This is a genomic window from Streptomyces sp. YGL11-2, assembly GCF_050054615.1.
GTDB lineage: Bacteria > Actinomycetota > Actinomycetes > Streptomycetales > Streptomycetaceae > Streptomyces.
The window spans coordinates 1-15,870 of record NZ_JBNHIN010000094.1 but is presented as its reverse complement, the minus strand read 5'-3'; the positions used below and the strand labels follow the sequence as shown (position 1 = coordinate 15,870).

The following is a 15,870-nucleotide window of genomic DNA, read 5'->3' as shown; positions in this document are numbered from 1 at the left end:
CCCGGGGCAAGGTCATCTGGGCCGAGCAGGCGGTGACCTGAGAGACGCAGAGCAGGCCGTGCCCTGAGATCCGACGATAGGCGCGAGAACGGAGGACCGGGCCGGAAGCCAGCCCATGTCGCCATGGGAGACACGGTCTTCTGCGGTACATGCGGTACCTGATGACCGCCGGACCCGCGACCACCGCCGGCGTCACCTCGGCCACGACCACGGCCGGACCGCCCGTGACGTGCGTGTGGGGCACCAAGGCCGGGTCAGGCGAGGGGAGCCGCCGCCAGCCAGGCGGCGATGGCCTGCGTGATGGGCTGGTCGGTGTCGAGCTGGATGAAACCGAACTGGCCACCCTGGTTGCATTCGAGGAACCACCAGGTCCCGCTGCCGTCCTCGGCGAAGTCGAATGCTCCGTAGGCGAGTTGGGCGGCACTCATATAGGCGGCCACCGACCGACGGACGAGGGCGGGGACCTCGGCCGGCTTCCAGGAGCCGTTCTTCGTGAAGCGACTGTCCACCTCGTCGGGGTCGGCCTCCTTACGGGCGGCGAAGAGGCGACCGTCGACACAGGTCAACCGGATGTCGGCCTGTTTGCGGACGTGCTGCTGGAGCAGGGTCGGGCCGGCCGCGACAGCGGTGAAGTCCGCGTCGAGGCCGATGCGGGTGGTGGGCAGCACCATCGGAGGGTCGCCCGGGTGCTTCCCGGAGACCGACTTGACCACGAGATCCCGGTACGTGGCGGCGAACTGACGCGCCACCGCGGGGAACGAGGTGATCAGCGTGGCGGGCACGGCGAAGCCGCTCTGCTGGGCGGTATGGAGCTGCCAGGGCTTGTATCGGGCCTGTACGGCCGCCGCGGGGTGGTTCATCCAGCGAGCCCGGGTGGCGGTGAGCATGCCGTAGAGCGCCTGCTCGGACTCCTCGGTGAGCCAGATCGACTGTTCCGCCGCGCGACTGCCCGGCGTACCGGGCCGGCGGACCCACACCGAACGCAGGCCGCTCAGGCCCACCATGCGTTCGTCCGTCTTGAGGTACCCGTGGAAGCCCTTGCCGGCGTATTCCGCCGAAAGGTCGATCCTGCCGGGCAGATCGGCGGGATCGAGCCGGACGAGAGGGACACCGAGATCGTTCAGGTGCGCGACGACCATGTCCGCGGTCAGGTCTTCCTCACAGGTGAGGACCAGAACGGTCATCGACGTTCAGTCGTCGAAGTGGGTCTTGGAACCGGCGGTGGAGGCAGTGGCGCTGGTGGCCAGCAGGACCAATCGACTGCTGGTGGCCGGGCTCCCGTCGGGCAGGACGTTGAGTTGCCGCGTGGCGTCGTAGGTGTACGGAGTGGTGGCCTCCGGCTTCACCGCCGGACGGGCGTAGCTCAACGCAAACGGTCGCATACCTTCTCCTTCAAAACCCCGTGTTCCAGCCCCAGGACATAGTCAGGGACGGTCAATTGGTCGAACAACTCTGCACATGTGACGCAACTATTCAGTCATTAGTTGCCACCTTTGCCGGTTTCCCGCGATCCACTTGACGGCACTGGCACCGGAACGTATCGACGGACCGATGCATACCGCCCCAGGGTGAGGGCAGCACTACGCTGCGCATGCCCCACCACCCGCAGAGACGCGACCGTCCGCGAGGGTGCGAGGCGCGTTCCGGCCGCCGCACCGGCCCACTCGCCCGTCGCCGTCGTCGACGGCCCTTGACCACCGTGGAGAAGCCGCGCTGCACCGTGGTCCTGTCTCACCGGTCGGTCCCTGCTGGAGAAGAAGATCGTGGTTCCGGGTCGTATGAGCGAATCCGGCCACAGCCGTCGTTACCGGATCGCGCCGCGGAGACAGCCGGAGACAACCGCAGAAGTGGCCTGAAGGCGGAAGGGGACCCCTCGCACCCGTGAGGTGGACCCGGGATTCACTGGGCTGCGGCCACCCCGCCCCCTATCGGCGCGCAAAGCCGCCCGACTATTGACATCCGGGTAATGGCCGAAAATTTCAGGGTTTCGGCCGAACCGGCCCGTGCGCTTTACGGACAGAGACGAACAGGTCTCGATTGTCGCTTGCCGGCTACCGCCCTCTACGGGAATGCAAATCCATTGAAATCCCAACATCCAGCGGTATGTGCCGTCCTGAACACACCTTTCGGCAGGCGATGTCCGACCGTAGATTCCAGGGCGAGGCACGTGCCTCGGGAACATGCAGATCCCATCGCTCGGTGACGTTCAGACGTCACGAGATCAGGAGGAGATCGTGGCAAGTCGCAAGGTCATCGCCGTTGCTCTGTCCGCATCGGCCCTGGTGAGCGCAGCGCTGCTGACCACCGGCAGCGCCTGGGCGGCGTCTCCCTCGACGTTCCGGCCGGACGTACGCTACACATTCCAGAACGTCGAGAGTGACCGGAACCTCGACGCCTTCGGCAACGACACCGTCAAGGCTTGGTCCGCAGATGCCTCCGGAACGCAGGACTTCTACCTGAGAGCCGGACGATTCCAGGGGTACCAGCTGGAGAGCGCCCACCACGCCGGCCGATGTGTGACAGCCAAGGGCATAGGACAGCAGGTGGCCCTGGAGAACTGCAACTCCGCCGTGCAGGCCCAGTATTGGGACTATGCGAACCGTGACGAGGGCTCGGCACTGATCAGCCGTAAGTTCGCCCGGGGCTGCATCGCCGACGAAGGCGAGTACAACAGCGTGGCTCTCATGCCGTGCAGTGGGGGCGATGCCCAGCGCTGGATTCCTCTGATCGGCTGAGCAGCACGCCGACTTCGGTCGCCGGGCCACCTCGTTCCCGTCCTCGCCAACCTCCGCCGTCAGCATGCGGCAGCGGTGACCGGGAGGGCCGGGCAACGGGGTGGCCCGAACGGCCGGCGACGGTCATGCCCTGGCCGTAGGCGGGGGTGAAGGTGCACACTGAGTCGCTCAGGGCGATCGGGCCAGCGGTAATAGGCGATCCTTCGGTCTCGGCGATGGGGTGGTGAACCCGAACCGGCGCGAATTCAGCGCGGCAGAGGTTGGCTGGGGCGCCGAATTGTGCTGACGGGTCAGCACCAGGCCAAGCCGTTACGAGCAAGCAGAAGGGCCTCTGCCGCGTGAGCAGGGGTCCTAGCGTTCGACCTGCATGTTTGCGATCGGGGGACCCTCATGGCACGGACCGCCCTCTGCAATCCGTGCAGAAATCTCACCCAGCCGCTCCGCCCCCTCCCCCGTGACCCGCACCTACGCCCCTCCCGAACCCTGCCGACCGGCGCCTCCGCCCCGCTCACCGGCAGCCGACCAGGCTGGCCGCCACGGTGCCGCGCCCGCTCACCGGCCTCATCCTGCCGCCCCGATCAGCGATCCGGCGGACACTTGAGGAGTGGCGCGATGCGTTCGCCCGCGAGCGAGAACGGAGCGAGGTGAGGTCATGAAGGACGTCGTCACCGTCGGAGTGGACGGGACGCCCGAGGCATCGGCCGCCGTCCTCTGGGCGGCGCGGGAGGCCGAGCTGCGGCGGGCGCGGCTGCGGTTGCTGCACGCCTGGGTGCTGCTCGCCCCGGAGCCGGTGCCCGGGCCGGCCGGGGAGGCGGACCAGAACTACTGGGCGCACCGGATGGTGCGCGACGCCCACGAGGCGGTCCGGGCCCGCCATCCGGACCTGCCGGTGGACGAGGCCCTGGTCCCCGAGGACCCCCTGGCGGCCCTCAAGGACGCCGCCGACCGGTCCGACCTGCTGGTGCTGGGCTCCCGGGACGTGGGCACGATGGCCCGTTACGTACTGGGCGAGGTCGGGCTCCAGGTGGTGGCGCACACCGACACGCCCACGGTGCTCGTCCGGGCCGCGCAGGGCCCCGGGGCGCAACCGCCGGACGCCCCCGTGATGGTCGGGCTGGGCCTGCACGAGCCGTGCGAGGCACTGCTGGCGTTCGCGTTCGAGTGCGCCGCCCGCCGGGGCGTCACGCTGCGCGCGGTGCACGGCCGGCATCTGCCCGCGTACGCGTACAACCGGGGCGGCGGGGTGGAGCCGGTCGCCGCGGAGCAGGCGGCCCGGGATGCCCGGCGGGAACTGGAGGCGGCGCTCGGGCCGTGGCGGGAGAAGTTCCCGGAGGTGCCGGTGGACGCCCGGGTGGAGATGCAGAGCCCGGCGCCGGCGCTGCTGCGGGACGCCGCCGGCGTGGCGCTGCTGGCCGTGGGCCGCCGGCACAAGCTGCGGTTCCCGGCGCCGCGGATCGGCCACATCGTCCAGGCGGCGGTGCACCACGCGCCGTGCCCGGTGGCGGTGGTGCCGCACGAGTGAGCCGGTCCGCGGTGCCCCGGCGGGCGTGCGCGCGCCGTCTTCAGCGGGTTGCTCCGACAATGGGGGTACGGGCCGGTCGGACGGCGCGGCCCGCAGGACACCGCGGAGGTGTGTCATGGCAAAGACCGCCGAGTGGCCCGTCCGGCTCTTTCTCACCGAGGAGGACGGGACGACCAGCGCGCGGGTGGAGCTGGACACCGGAACCCAGTCGCTGACCGGGCACGGCCGGGCCCGGTGCAATCCCGAGGACCAGGACGTACCGGTGATCGGGGACGAACTGGCGGCCGGGCGGGCGATGAAGGACCTCGCCGGGCAGCTGATCCGGCTGGCGGACCACGATCTGGCGGGCGTCGGCGCGGCGCCGCCGGGGCACGAGCGGCGCACCGCCTACGGCTGGACGAGCGAGCTGGCCTAGGGCCCGCGGGAGCGGCCCCGGCCGGGGAAGGAGTCGGCCGTGCCGGATGTGACGACGGCCGGTGTGACGACGACCGACCTGTACGAAGTGACCATGGCGCTCTCGTATCTGCGGGAGCGGATGGAGCAGCCGGCCACGTTCAGCTGCTTCGTCCGTGAGCTGCCCCCCGACCGGGGGTTCCTGATCGCCGCGGGGGTGGAGTCGGTGCTCGACTTCCTGACGCGGTTCCGGATCGGGCCGGAGGACATCGAGGTGTTCGCCGAGGCGCTGCGGCGGCCGGTCGGGGAGCTGGTGCCGCTGCTCGGCCTGCGCTTCCGGGGCGAGGTGCGGGCGGTGCCCGAGGGCCGGGTGGTGCTGGCCGGTGAGCCGCTGCTGGAGGTCACCGCGCCGCTGCCGCAGGCGCAGCTGGTCGAGACCTTCGTACTGAACCAGATCAGCCACCAGACGGCCGTCGCCACCAAGTGCGCGCGCTGCGTCCTGGCCGCGCGGGGGCGGGCCGTGGTGGATTTCTCGCTGCGGCGGACGCACGGGGCACAGGCGGGGTACCAGGCTGCCCGGCTGTCGGCGATGGCCGGTTTCGCGGGGACCAGCAACGTGGCGGCGGCGTACGCCGAGCGGCTGCCGGCGGTCGGCACCATGGCGCACTCGTTCGTCGAGGCGTTCGAGGACGAGGAGACGGCGTTCACCGCGTTCGCGCGCACCCACCCCGGACCGGTGACGTTCCTGGTGGACACCTACGACACCGAGTCCGGGGTGGCGGCGGCGGCCCGGGTGCTGCACGCCCTGGACCGCGCCGAGGGAGCGGCGATCCGGCTGGACAGCGGCGATCTGGGGGCGCTGGCGGTGCGGGCGCGGGCGATGCTGGACCGGGCGGAGCTGCCTCAGGTGCGGATCGTGGCGAGCGGCGGGCTGGACGAGTTCGCGGTGCACGACCTGGTGAGCGCGGGGGCGCCGATCGACGTGTACGCGGTGGGCACCCGGGTCGGGGTCAGCGCCGACGCTCCCTTCGTGGATTCGGCGTACAAGCTCGTCGCCTACGACGGGCGGCCGGTGATGAAGCTGTCCTCGTCGAAGGTGACCGCCCCGGGCCGCAAGCAGGTGTTCCGGGGGCGCGGCTGCCGCGATGTGATCGGGCTGGCCGACGAGCTGCCGCCCGCGGGGACGGTGCCGCTGCTGGAGACGCTGATGCGCGACGGGGTGCGCTGTGCGCCGCGTACGCCGCTGGCGGACGCCCGGCAGCGGCTGGCGGCGGATGTCGCTGATCTGCCGGCGGCGGCCCGCGCCATCCGGTCGCCGGTGCCGGCGGCGGCCTCGGTGTCGGCGCCGCTGGCCGCCCTGGCCGAGGACGTCCGGCGGCGGATCGAGCGGGCGGTGCTGGCGCCGTACGGGCACTACGCCTGACCCCCCGCGGCGACCGGGCCGGCCTCAGCCGTGCGGGACCACCGCCACCGGGCAGGCGGCGTGGTGCAGCGCGGCGTGCCCCACCCGGCCGAGCTGGAGCCCGAAGTGGCCGTGCCGGTGCCGGGCCCCCACGACCAGCAGGTCGGCGGCGGCCGAGCGGCGGACCAGCACCTTGTGCGCCGGGCCCTCGACGGTGGTGCGGCGCAGCCGCACCGACGGGTGGTCGCCGGCCTCCGGCTCCAGCGCCTCGTCGACCAGCGCGGATGCCTGCTGCTCGTAGTGGTGCTCCGGTCCGGCCGGGCGCTCCGCGCGGTCGGCGGTCTCGTACGCGGGGCAGCGCCAGGCGCGGACCGCGTCCAGGGCGCAGCCGCGGGCCTCCGCCTCGCGGAAGGCGAACCGGACGGCCGGGGATCCCCTGGCGGTGTCGCCGACGCCGAGCAGGACGCGGTCGTGGGTGCCCGCCAGCCCGGCCTTGTCGCCGCGGACCACGACGACGGGGTGCGTGGCGCGGGCGGCCACCGAGAGGCTGACCGATCCCAGCAGCAGATCGACGAACTCGCCGCGCCCTTTGGAGCCGAGGACGACGGCCGTGGCGTAGGGGGCCTCGCGCAGCAGGGCGGTGACCGGGTCGTCGGCCAGCACCTGGACGCTGACCTCGACGGCGGGGTTGCGGCGGCCCGCGCGGTCGGCGGCCGATCCGACGATGCCGTCGGCGATGAGCTGCTCGGCGGGGGCGCCCTCGGCGGGGGCCACGCCTTCGTAGCGCTCCCACTGGGAGGCGTACACCAGGCGCAGCGGCAGCCCGTGGAGTGCCGCCTCGTCCACCGCCCAGTCCAGTGCCCGCAGTCCGGATTCCGATCCGTCCACCCCTACGACCAGCGGGAGCTCCATGGTCCCCACCGCCTTCTGTCGCTCGTCCGCCGCGGTGTGCTCCTGCTGCCACCTTCGCACGGCGGGGCGCCCGGGAGGAGGGCCGCTCGGCTCTCGTTGCGCCCCCGGTGCCGGTCGGCGGCTACCGTGGAGCTGTGGTCTCGGCCACGTGGTGCGGACCACGGCGGAGGCATGGTGGGCGAGCGGGAGAACGACCGGAGCGGTGCGGCGCGGCGACGGCTGGCGGCCCTGCCGGAGGACCTCCAGGCGCAGCTGGACGCGGTGCACCGCGGCAGCGGTGAGTCGGTGCACCTGTTGCTGGAGGCCGTGCTGTCGGTGGGCCGGGGGCTGGACCTCTCGCAGGTGCTGCGCCGGATCGTCGAGGCGGCGATGCTGGTCGTGGACGCCGAGTACGGCGCGCTGGGCGTGGTCGGGGAGGGCACCCGGCTCTCGCAGTTCCTGCCGGTGGGGGTCGGTGCCGAACAGGAGCGCGCCATCGGCCGGTTGCCGGCCGGGCACGGCATTCTCGGCGAGCTGATCCGGCACCCCAGGCCGCTGCGGCTGGCGGAGATCTCCGCGCACCCCGCGTCGTACGGGTTCCCGCCGCACCACCCCGCGATGCACAGCTTCCTGGGGGTGCCGATCCGGGTCGGCGACGAGGTGTTCGGCAATCTCTACCTGACCGAGAAGCGGGGCGGCGGCCCGTTCGGTCCCGAGGACGAGACGGTGCTGTCGGCGTTCGCGGTGGCGGCGGGGGTGGCCATCGAGAACGCCCGGCTCTACGAGGAGGCCCGGTACCGCCAGCGGCTGCTGGAGGCGAACGGCGAGATCGTGGCGAGCCTGATGCCGGGAGCGGACGAGATGCATGTGCTGCACCTGATCGTCGGCCATGCGCTGCGGATCCTCGACGCCGACCTCGGTGTCCTGGCGCTGCCGGACGCGCCCGGTGAACTGCGGATGGTGCTGGCGTCCGGCGTCGATTCCGATGACCACCGGGGGCTGGTGCTGCCCCTGGAGGGCTCGTTCGCCGGGACCGCGTTCGCCGCCGGCAAGCCGCTGATCAGCCTGGACATCGAGCACGACCCGAGAATCACGGCGGGTCCGCCGCGCTGGGCCGGTCTGGGGCCCGCGGTCGCGGTACCGATGATCACCGGGGAGCGGGTGCGGGGTGTGCTGATGCTGGCCCGGCTGCGCGGCGGTGCCCCGTTCACCGAGCCGGAGACGGCGCCGCTGCTGACGTTCGCCGGGCAGGCGGCGCTGGCGATGGAGCTGTCCGAACAGCGGGCCGCCGCCGAGCAGTTGGCGCTGCTGGGGGACCGCGACCGGATCGCCCGCGATCTGCACGATCTGGCCATCCAGCGGCTGTTCGCCACGGGGATGACGCTGCAGAGCGTGGTGCGGTTCGTGGACCATCCGGAGGCCGGCGCCCGGCTGCTGCGCGCGGTGGACGACCTGGACGAGACGATCAAGATCATCCGTTCCACCATCTTCGGGCTGCGCGCCCGCGAGACGGGCCGGGCGGGCCACGGGCTGCGGGTGCGCACGGTCACCGCCGTGGAACAGGCCGCCCGCCCACTGGGCTTCACCCCCGCGCTCCACATGGAGGGCCTGATCGATACCGATGTGCCGCCGGAGGTCGCCGACCATGTGCCGGCGGTGCTCGGCGAGGCGCTGAGCAACGCCGCGCGGCACGCCCGGGCGACCTCGGTGGGCGTCTCGCTGACCGTGCGCGGCGGCACGCTGACCCTGTCGGTCACCGACAACGGCGTGGGCATGCCCCGGGGCGGCCGGCGCAGCGGGCTCGCGAACCTCGCCAAGCGGGCCGAGAGCGTGGGCGGAGAGCTGGTGGTGGAGACGCCGGCGGCCGGTGGGACCCGGGTGGTGTGGCGGGTTCCGCTGCCCACGGGGCGAGCGGCCGGGCCGTGGTCGGAAGGAGCGGGTCAGAGGTAGCGCGGCCGGGTGTCGCTGTCGGCGGGCGGGGTCGCGCGGGTGGCCAGCACGGCGGCCTGGATCCGGCGGGCGACGCCGAGCTTGGCGAGCAGCCGCGAGATGTGGTTCTTGACGGTCTTCTCGGAGAGGTAGAGCCGCTGCCCGATCTGACGGTTCGTCAATCCATCGCCGACCAGGACGAGGATCTCCCGCTCCCGCGGCGACAGGCCGGCCAGCGCGTCCGCCTCCGGCCCGGCGTCGGCGCCCTCGCCCCGCAGGCTGTGCATCAGCCGCGCCGTGGTCGCCGGGTCGAGCATCGAGCGGCCGGACGCGACGGTGCGCACCGCGGCGACCAGGTCCGCCCCCTTGATCTCCTTGAGCACATAGCCGGCCGCCCCCGCCATGATCGCGTCGAGCAGCGCGTCGTCGTCGTCGAACGAGGTGAGCATCAGGCACGCCAGCTCCGGCAGCCGCGCCCGCAACTCCCGGCAGACGGTGATCCCGTCACCGTCCGGAAGCCGTACGTCGAGTACCGCGACATCGGGCCGCAGCGCCGGGCCGCGGGCCAGCGCGTGCCCCGCGGTGCCCGCGTCGCCGATCACCTCGATGTCGGGCTCCGCGTCGAGCAGGTCCTGCACACCGCGCCGCACCACTTCGTGGTCGTCGACCAGGAACACCCTGATCGGCCGCTGCGGCGAGAAGACGCCCGCCTCGCTCATCGTTCCTCCACGCTGCCGTACGGAGCCCCGCCGTACCTTTCATCGTGGGCCCGCCCCCGTGGGCCCGCCAGGGCCGAACGGGCACCCGTCCCACGGGAGCCGGCCCGTTCGGCCCCTCTCCCCCGCCGCCGCGGTGTGCGACAGTCGGGACGTAGGCCCGCGCGTGGAAGGGGGCCCGCGATGCGTCTCCCGGCATGTCTCCCGCCTTGGCGGCACAACCCGCTCCGGCGCCGTGCGGACGTGATCCGCTCCCTGCTGCTGCCGGCCACCGGCGTCCTGATCGCGGTCGCCGCCCCGGCCGCCGGCTGGACCGCCGCGGACGCGGTCGCCACCGCGGCCGCCCACCAGGTCGCCACCCGGCACGGCGTCCCGGCCGTCCTGGTCCAGGACCCGCCGGTCCGTATCGGCACCAACCCCGCGGAGGGGGCCGGCGGCCCGGTGCACACCACGGTGCGGTGGACGCTGCCCGACGGGACGACGCGCACCGGAGAGACGGCGGTGCCGCCGGCGCTCCACGCCGGGGACCGCACCACCGCCTGGCTCGACGGGCACGGCGCGCTGCTGCGCGATCCGGTCACCCCCGGCGACGCGGTGGCCGGGAGCATCGCCGCCGGCACGGCTGCCGGATGCGGCACCGCCCTGCTGCTGGCCGGCGCGGAGCGGTGCGGTGCCGCGCTCCTCGATCGCCGCTGCCTGGACCGGTGGGAACGGGAGTGGGCGGCGGTGGACGGGCATCTCGGACACCCGTCGCCGTGAGGAGCCGGGTCGGCACCCCGTGTCGGATACCGGGCCGGCAGATGTCGTGGTGCCATGGAGAGACCACCGTCCCGTCCGTCGCCATCCAGGTCATCTGTCCGTATACGTTCGCGTCTGTCCCGTCTTTCCGTGTCCGTCCTTGAAGGGATCGGCTCATGGCCGCCGCGTCGCCCCTGGCCGCGTGTCTGCGCTCGCTGCGGGCCGTGGTCCTCGACACCGACGGAGTGATCACCGACTCCGCCCGGTTGCACGCCGCGGCCTGGCAGAACGCGTTCGACGCGTGCCTGGCCGCCGCGGGCGGGCAGCGCCCGTTCGACCCGGCGGCCGACTACCTCCGCTATGTCGACGGCAGATCCCGCGAGGACGGCGCCGCCGCGTTCCTGGCCTCCCGCGGCCTGGCGCTGCCGCTCGGCTCCCCCGACGACCCGCCCGGCACCGGCACCGTCCGGGCGGTCGCGGCCCGCAAGGACGCCCTGTTCACCGCGCTGCTGGACGCCCGGGGCGTCACCGCCTGGCCCGGCACCGTACGGCTGCTGGCGGCGCTGCGCGGCGAGCGGGTGCCGTGTGCCGCCGTCTCCGCGTCCCGCCACGCCACCGAGCTGCTCTCCCGCGCGCGGCTGCTGGACGCGTTCGGGGCCGTGGTCGACGGCAACGAAGCCGCACGGCTGGGCCTGCCGGGCAAACCGGACCCCGCGCTCTTCCTGGAGGCCGCCCGGCGCCTGGCCGTCCCCGCCGCGGACACCGCGGTGGTCGAGGACGCACTGGCCGGTGTCGAGGCGGGCCGGCGCGGCGGTTTCGGCCTCATCGTCGGCGTCGACCGGACGGGCGGCCGGTACCGCGCCGGTCAGCTGCGCCGGCGCGGCGCCGATGTCGTCGTCAGCGACCCCGGCGAGCTGCTGATGCCCGGGACCGGCTGATGCGGGCCGATGCCTGGACCTGGTCGTACGAGGGGTACGACCCCGGGGCCGAGCGGCTGCGCGAAGCCCTGTGCACGCTCGGCAACGGCCGTTTCGCCACCCGCGGCGCCGCCTCCGAGGAGCCCGCCGGCCCCGCGCACTACCCGGGCACCTACGCGGCGGGCTGCTACAACCGCCTCACCTCCACCGTCGCCGGCCGCCCGGTCGAGAACGAGGACCTGGTCAACCTCCCCAACTGGCTGCCGCTGCGCTACCGCATCCGCCCGGCGGACACCCCCGATCCCGGCCCCTGGCTCTCCCCCGACCACCCTCAGCTGACCGGCCACCGCCGCACGCTCGACCTGCGCCGCGGCACCCTCACGCTGCGGTCGGTCTACGAGGACGGCGCCGGGCGGCGGCTGACCGTGACCGAGCGCCGCCTGGTGCACATGGCCGATCCCCAACTCGCCGCGCAGCGCCTGACGTTCACCGCCGAGGGCTGGTCCGGCGCCGTGGAGGTGGCGGCCGGTCTCGACGGCGATGTCCGCAACTCCGGCGTGGACCGCTACCGCGAGCTGGCCGACACCCACCTGACCGGCTGGGACACCGGCATCGAGGACGACGACACGCTCCGGCTGCACTGCCGCACCCGCACCTCCGGCATCCGGATCGCGCTGGCCGCCCGTGTCCGGACCGCACCGCGCCCCCGCGCCTGCCACGCCGACCTCACCCCCCGGTGTGCCCACCGGATCCTGACCGTCCCGCTCCGCCCCGGCGCCACCGCGACCGTCGACAAGACGGTGGCGCTGCACACCTCCCGCGACCGCGGTGTCACCGATCCGCTCGCCGCCGCCCTCGGCGCCGTACGGGACGCCCCCGCCGTGCCCCGGCTGCTGGCCTCGCACCACCGCGCCTGGGACCGGCTGTGGCAGCAGGCGCGCCTGGACGTCCCCGAGGAGGCGGGCCGGATCCTGCGGCTGCACCTCTTCCACGTCCTGCAGACCCTCTCCCCGCACACCGCCCGGCTGGACGCCGGGGTACCCGCCCGTGGTCTGCACGGCGAGGCGTACCGCGGGCACGTCTTCTGGGACGAGCTGTTCGTGCTGCCGTTCCTGAACCTGCACTTCCCGGAGGTCTCCCGGGCGCTGCTCAACTACCGCCACCGGCGGCTGCCGGCCGCCCGCGCGGCGGCCCGCGCGGCGGGGCTGGCGGGGGCGATGTACCCGTGGCAGAGCGGCAGCGACGGCCGTGAGGAGACCCAGCGGCTGCACCTCAACCCGCGCTCGGGCCGCTGGCTGCCGGACCACTCCCGGCTCCAGCACCATGTCGGCTCGGCGATCGCGTACAACGTGTGGCAGTACTGGCAGGCCAGCGGCGACACCAAGTTCCTGCACACCAAGGGCGCGGAGATGCTGCTGGAGATCGCCCGCTTCTGGGCGGCGAAGTCGGTCTGGGACCCGGCACTGGGCCGCTACCGCATCCGCGGCGTGGTCGGCCCCGACGAGTACCACGACGGCTATCCCGGCGCCGACCGGCCGGGCCTGGACGACAACGCGTACACCAACGTCACCGCGGCCTGGGTGCTGACCCGGGCGCTCGACCTGTGTCGCACCCTGCCCGAGGCCCGCCGGCGGCAGCTCTTCGAGCGGCTGGCGCTCGCCCCCGACGAACGGCAGCGCTGGGACGACATCGCGCACCGGCTCCACGTGCCCTACCACCGCGGCCTCATCAGCCAGTTCGCCGGCTACGGGCAGCTGGCCGAACTCGACTGGGCCGGCTACCGCGAGCGCTACGGCGACATCCGGCGGCTGGACCGGATCCTGGAGGCGGAGGGCGACACCGTCAACCGCTACCAGGCGTCCAAACAGGCCGACGTGCTGATGCTGGGCTACCTCTTCTCCCCGGCGGAGCTCTCCGGCGTCTTCGGGCAGCTCGGCTACCGGCTCGACGACGACATCTGGCGCGCCACCGTCGACCACTACCTCCACCGCACCAGCCACGGCTCGACGCTGAGCGCCCTGGTCCACGCCTGGGTACTGGCCCGGGTACGCCGCGCGGACGCCTGGACGTACTGCGAGGAGGCGCTGACCGGCGATGTCGCCGACGTCCAGGGCGGCACCACCGCGGAGGGCATCCACCTGGGCGCGATGGCCGGCACGCTGGATTTCGTGCAGCGCGGGATGACCGGCCTGGAGACCCGCGACCGCGCCCTGTGGCTGGACCCGGCGCCGCTCCCCCAGCTCTCCAAGTTCGGGGTCCGCATCCGCTACCGCCGCCACCGCGACATCGACCTGCGGATCCGCGCGGACCGCGTCACGATCGCCGTCCCGGACTCGGAGCACGCCGCGGTGCAGGTCCGGCTCCGCGGCCGCCCGTTCACCGTCCCGCCGGGAACGGTCCGGCGGCTGGAACTCCNCGACCTGCGGATCCGCGCGGACCGCGTCACGATCGCCGTCCCGGACTCGGAGCACGCCGCGGTGCAGGTCCGGCTCCGCGGCCGCCCGTTCACCGTCCCGCCGGGAACGGTCCGGCGGCTGGAACTCCCCGGCGGCTGAGGGCCGTCGGCGGGGACGGCGGCGCACCGGCCGGCCCCGGGGCCGGCCTTGCCGTCACCGGTCGCACCCCACCCCCGGGGCCGTCCGCAGCGGCGTCGGCCCCGTGACGTCGAACGCCACGTCCACCACGCCCTCCACCGCACGCACCAGCCGCGCCGCCACCGGGATCAGCGAGGTGTCCCGCACCCGCCCGCTGAGCGTCACCACCCCGTCGGAGACGGTCACCCGCAGATCGCCGTGGGAGACGGCGAAGAGGTGCCCGACGATGTCGCGCCGGATCTCCGCGGCGAGTTCGTCGTCGGACCGGAGGAACACCTTGAGCAGATCGGCCCGGCTGACGATCCCCTGGAGCATCCCCGCCGCGTCCACGACCGGCAGCCGCTTGACGGACCGGCGGGCCATCGCGCGCGCCGCCTGGGCGAGCGTGGCGTCGGCATGCACCGTGACGGCGGGCGCGCTCATCAGCTCCCCGGCGGTCAGCGCCCCGGCCTTGCGCAGGTCCGCCAGCCGCCGCAACTGCTCCAGCCGGTCCGGATCGGCCTCGCGGAACTCCTCCTTGGGCAGCAGATCGGCCTCCGAGACCACCCCGATCACCCGCCCCTCCCCGGCCAGCACGGGCAGCGCGCTGACCTTCCACCGCGCCATGGTCCCGACGATCTCCTTGAACGTCGCCTCCTGGCCGACCGCGGCCACGGTCCGGGTCATGACATCACCGACGAGGTGCGGGCTCTGCTGCATGACGCCTCCTCATACGGACCCGCGCATGGCATCTTCAGCGTGAACTCCCGCTCCCCCGGCGGCCAGGGCCGTCCGGCCCCCTCAGCGGGCCGCCCGGCTCACCCCTCCGCCGCCGGCACGGCTTCCGCGTCCGGGTCCGCCCCGTGCAGATACTCCTCGGCGATCCGCTTCGGCCCGAACGGCCACTCCCGCTCGTGGCGGGCCCACGCCAGGAACGCCAACGCCCCCGCCGCGACCCAGGCCAGCGACCATTCGATGGGGTGCCGGCCCGGAGCGTTGCGATCCGCATACCCGTAGATCACCAGCCAGCCGGCCAGCGCCACGATGCTCGGCAGCGGGTAGAGCCACATCCGGTACGGGCGGCGCAGCGCCGGCTGCCGGCGGCGCAGCACGGTGACCGTGGCGACCTGGGCCAGCGACTGGACGATCACCATGACCGTGGTGAGCAGTTGGATGATCGTCGCCAGATCGGTGTGCCGGCCGAGGAGGAAGCCGGCGGCCATGACGCCGCCCATCGCCAGCAGCCCCAGGACGGGGAAGCGGTGGCGCGGGTGGAGCGTCCCGAACGCCCGGAAGAACACCCGGTCGCGGGCGGCGTCGTAGGGGACCCGCGACCCGCCCAGCAGCCCGGTGAGGACGGAGGTGACGGCGGTGACGAGGATGAGCACGGTGACCGCGTCGGCCGCGGCCGGCCCCCAGGTCTTCTCCAGTACGGCGGAGGCGACGGACGAGCCGGCGGTGCTGTGCGGGTCCAGCATCTCCCGCCAGTTGACGACCCCGAGGGTGCCGATCTGCAGCAGCAGGTAGATCGCCATGATGCCGAGGATCGAGGAGATGACGGCGCGCGGGAGGGTGCGGCCGGGCTGCCGGATCTCGGCGCCCATATAGGCGGCGGTGTTGTAGCCGAGGTAGTCGTAGATGCCGATGGTGAGCCCGCCCGCGAAGCCGATCCAGAAGTGACTTGCCGTCAGCTCGACGGCGTGCGCGGGATAGGTGAACGCCAGCGCCGGGCTGAAGTGGGTGAACGCGGCGACGATGACGAGGACGACGGAGGCGATCATCACCGCCCACAGCACGACGGTGAGCCGGGCGATACGCTCCACCCGCCGCCACAGCAGCACCACGATCCCCGCCGTGACCGCCAGCCCCACGGCGTCGCCCTGCCCCTGGCTCATGCCCGGCCACAGGTACCCCAGGTACTGCACGAAGCCGATGACGCCCGTGGACATCCCGAGCGGGATGAACAGCATCGCCGTCCACACGAACAGAAACGGCATCAGCTTCCCGGTGCGGTACTGGAACGCCTCCCGCAGATAGACGTAACTCCCGCCCGC

At 73.4% G+C, this 15,870-nt stretch carries 13 protein-coding genes and 1 pseudogene; 8 read left to right on the top strand and 6 right to left on the bottom strand.

The window, feature by feature from the left end:
* Positions 1 to 254 precede the first annotated feature (254 nt).
* Together tgmB and tgmA are read right to left on the bottom strand one after the other, a co-directional pair.
* Positions 255 to 1,184 carry an ATP-grasp ribosomal peptide maturase gene (gene tgmB, locus ACO1BR_RS42385; RefSeq protein ID WP_426800466.1) on the bottom strand — a complete coding sequence of 310 codons (930 nt, stop codon included), beginning with the start codon at positions 1,182 to 1,184 and terminating at the stop codon, positions 255 to 257.
* Between the two features lie 6 nt (positions 1,185 to 1,190).
* Positions 1,191 to 1,382 carry a putative ATP-grasp-modified RiPP gene (tgmA, locus tag ACO1BR_RS42380; protein WP_189306562.1) on the bottom strand — a complete coding sequence of 64 codons (192 nt, stop codon included), beginning with the start codon at positions 1,380 to 1,382 and terminating at the stop codon, positions 1,191 to 1,193.
* 852 nt (positions 1,383 to 2,234) lie between these two features.
* Between tgmA and ACO1BR_RS42375 the strand changes: the two genes are divergently transcribed.
* From ACO1BR_RS42375 to ACO1BR_RS42360, 4 genes are all read left to right on the top strand, one after another.
* Positions 2,235 to 2,735, top strand: coding sequence for a ricin-type beta-trefoil lectin domain protein (locus ACO1BR_RS42375; protein WP_426800465.1), 501 nt, complete (start codon positions 2,235 to 2,237; stop codon positions 2,733 to 2,735).
* 652 nt (positions 2,736 to 3,387) lie between these two features.
* On the top strand, positions 3,388 to 4,257 hold the full coding sequence (locus ACO1BR_RS42370) for a universal stress protein (RefSeq protein WP_426800464.1): 870 nt from the start codon (positions 3,388 to 3,390) through the stop codon (positions 4,255 to 4,257).
* Positions 4,258 to 4,372: 115 nt separating this feature from the next.
* Positions 4,373 to 4,672 carry a DUF1876 domain-containing protein gene (locus ACO1BR_RS42365; RefSeq protein WP_426800463.1) on the top strand — a complete coding sequence of 100 codons (300 nt, stop codon included), beginning with the start codon at positions 4,373 to 4,375 and terminating at the stop codon, positions 4,670 to 4,672.
* 39 nt (positions 4,673 to 4,711) lie between these two features.
* The gene (locus tag ACO1BR_RS42360) at positions 4,712 to 6,073 is read left to right on the top strand and encodes a nicotinate phosphoribosyltransferase (RefSeq protein ID WP_426800462.1); all 1,362 of its coding nucleotides are present in this window, start codon (positions 4,712 to 4,714) and stop codon (positions 6,071 to 6,073) included.
* Between the two features lie 24 nt (positions 6,074 to 6,097).
* On the opposite strand, the gene ACO1BR_RS42355 is transcribed toward ACO1BR_RS42360, so the two are convergent.
* Positions 6,098 to 6,964 (bottom strand): universal stress protein, encoded by an 867-nt coding sequence (locus ACO1BR_RS42355; protein ID WP_426800461.1) that lies wholly within the window; start codon positions 6,962 to 6,964, stop codon positions 6,098 to 6,100.
* Positions 6,965 to 7,135: 171 nt separating this feature from the next.
* On the opposite strand from ACO1BR_RS42355, the gene ACO1BR_RS42350 reads away from it, so the two are divergent.
* A complete protein-coding gene (locus tag ACO1BR_RS42350) occupies positions 7,136 to 8,893 on the top strand; it encodes a GAF domain-containing sensor histidine kinase (protein ID WP_426800460.1) in 1,758 nt (585 codons plus the stop codon).
* On the opposite strand, the gene ACO1BR_RS42345 is transcribed toward ACO1BR_RS42350, so the two are convergent.
* Positions 8,884 to 9,591 carry a response regulator gene (locus ACO1BR_RS42345; RefSeq protein ID WP_426800459.1) on the bottom strand — a complete coding sequence of 236 codons (708 nt, stop codon included), beginning with the start codon at positions 9,589 to 9,591 and terminating at the stop codon, positions 8,884 to 8,886. The genes ACO1BR_RS42350 and ACO1BR_RS42345 overlap by 10 nt on opposite strands.
* 180 nt (positions 9,592 to 9,771) lie before the next feature.
* Here ACO1BR_RS42345 and ACO1BR_RS42340 point away from each other — a divergent pair, with 180 nt between their 5' ends.
* From ACO1BR_RS42340 to ACO1BR_RS42330, 3 genes and pseudogenes are all read left to right on the top strand, one after another.
* Positions 9,772 to 10,347, top strand: a complete 576-nt coding sequence (locus ACO1BR_RS42340) for an Rv1733c family protein (protein ID WP_426800458.1) — start codon at positions 9,772 to 9,774, stop codon at positions 10,345 to 10,347.
* 155 nt (positions 10,348 to 10,502) lie between these two features.
* Positions 10,503 to 11,264 carry an HAD family hydrolase gene (locus ACO1BR_RS42335; protein WP_426800457.1) on the top strand — a complete coding sequence of 254 codons (762 nt, stop codon included), beginning with the start codon at positions 10,503 to 10,505 and terminating at the stop codon, positions 11,262 to 11,264.
* A pseudogene (locus ACO1BR_RS42330) lies at positions 11,264 to 13,663 on the top strand (glycoside hydrolase family 65 protein); the annotation flags it as partial. The gene ACO1BR_RS42335 and the pseudogene ACO1BR_RS42330, both read left to right, overlap by 1 nt.
* 189 nt (positions 13,664 to 13,852) lie before the next feature.
* On the opposite strand, the gene ACO1BR_RS42325 reads toward ACO1BR_RS42330, so the two are convergent.
* Entirely contained in the window at positions 13,853 to 14,536 is a 684-nt protein-coding gene (locus tag ACO1BR_RS42325) for a CBS domain-containing protein (protein WP_426800456.1), read from the bottom strand.
* Positions 14,537 to 14,634: 98 nt separating this feature from the next.
* On the bottom strand, positions 14,635 to 15,870 hold a 1,236-nt coding region (locus ACO1BR_RS42320), incomplete at its 5' end, for an APC family permease (RefSeq protein ID WP_426800455.1).